The organism is Microbispora sp. NPDC049633, assembly GCF_040675265.1.
Taxonomy (GTDB): domain Bacteria; phylum Actinomycetota; class Actinomycetes; order Streptosporangiales; family Streptosporangiaceae; genus Microbispora; species Microbispora maris.
Genome location: NZ_JBFAOO010000423.1, coordinates 1 through 1,318 on the forward strand (window position 1 = coordinate 1; position 1,318 = coordinate 1,318).

Consider the following 1,318-nt stretch of genomic DNA (forward strand, 5'->3'; position numbering starts at 1 on the left):
CGCTGCGCCAGCTACTGGCGGCGCAGCTGAGCAGGCTGGAGGAGCACGCGCAGCGGATCGAGGCGCTCCGGGGCCGGGTCGGCGAGATGCTCGGCCGGCTGGACGGCCCGTCCGCCCCCGATCCCGGCTGGTTCATGACGACCTTGGAGATGATGTCGGTGTACGAAAGCCACTTCACGCAGCAGCAGCGGGAGCGACTGGCCGAGCGCAGGGACGCGCTGGGAGCCGAGGCCGTCGAGGCGGCCAAGCACGAGTGGACGGGGCTCGTCGAGGAGGGGCTGCGGCTCATCGAGAGCGGCGTCCCCGCCGGCGACCCGCGCGCCCGGGACCTCGTACGCCGCTGGGACGCGCTGGCGGGCGGATTCCACCCCGAAGGACCGGCCGGCGCGGAGACCAGGGCGGCCGCGCGGAGGCTCTGGCAGGACAACAGCGCGGAGATCGGCCGGAGCCTGCCCTGGCCGGCGGAGCGGATGACCGGGCTGGTCTCCTATCTGGAGCAGGCCCGCCGGGCCGGCTGAGGTCCGGGGACCGAGGCGTCCGGTCTCCGCTACTTCTTCGCCGGCTTGAAGGTCGCGGCCATGGTCTCGAAGAGCTTCTTCTTCTTTTTCCAGTCCTTGTCCTGGGTCTTGTAGAGCAGCGCGTAGCCGTTGTTCTTGTCGGTGACGAAGCCGCGGTCGATCACCCGGGACCGGTAGCGGCTGTCGCCGAAGGTGAACTCCCAGTCGGCCGCGGTCTTCCAGTAGCCCTTGACCTCTCTGATGGCGATGAGCTTGTAGCCGGGGAAGTTCCGGCTCATGCCCGGCACGTCGCGCCGCCAGACCTTCAGCGCGTCCGACTCGGGACTGGAGGTGTGGTGCACCTCCAGGTAGGTGTGCGAGTCCCCGCGGAAGCGAACCTCGCCGTTGCCGCTGCCGTCGGCGTGCCACCCCTTCGGCAGCGCGATGGAGAACCCGCTCGGGTGCTTGTACTTGTGCCAGCCGTCGGGGACGTCCCCGGGACCGGGGTCGTCGCTGCTCGGGGAGGGCTCGGGGGACGCCGACGTCGCCGGCTCGTCCGAGGAGGACGCCGACGGCTCGGCGGAGGACGGCGCGGCCGAGGAGGGCGCCGAGGCGGAGGGCTTCTCGGTGGCCTTCCCGGTCGACGGGTCCGACCCGGCGGCGGGTTTGCCCCCCGGGTCGCTCCCGCCCGACCGCACCCCGAAATAGCCCGCGACGCCCGCGATGACCAGCAGCGCGGGGATGAGGACGAGCGCGACCTTCAGCAGTCCGCCCCGCGACTTGGGCAGGGCCGGCGGTGGTGGGCCAGGCCGATCCCCCAG

The 1,318-nt window shown here is 72.2% G+C and carries 1 protein-coding gene and 1 pseudogene; one reads left to right on the forward strand and one right to left on the reverse strand.

The window, feature by feature from the left end:
* Nucleotides 1–518: hypothetical protein (locus tag AB0J39_RS39585; protein ID WP_363474358.1), on the forward strand; the 518-nt coding region annotated here is incomplete at its 5' end.
* 29 nt (nucleotides 519–547) lie between these two features.
* On the opposite strand, the pseudogene AB0J39_RS39590 reads toward AB0J39_RS39585, so the two are convergent.
* Nucleotides 548–1,318 (reverse strand): annotated as a pseudogene (locus AB0J39_RS39590) (hypothetical protein); the annotation flags it as partial.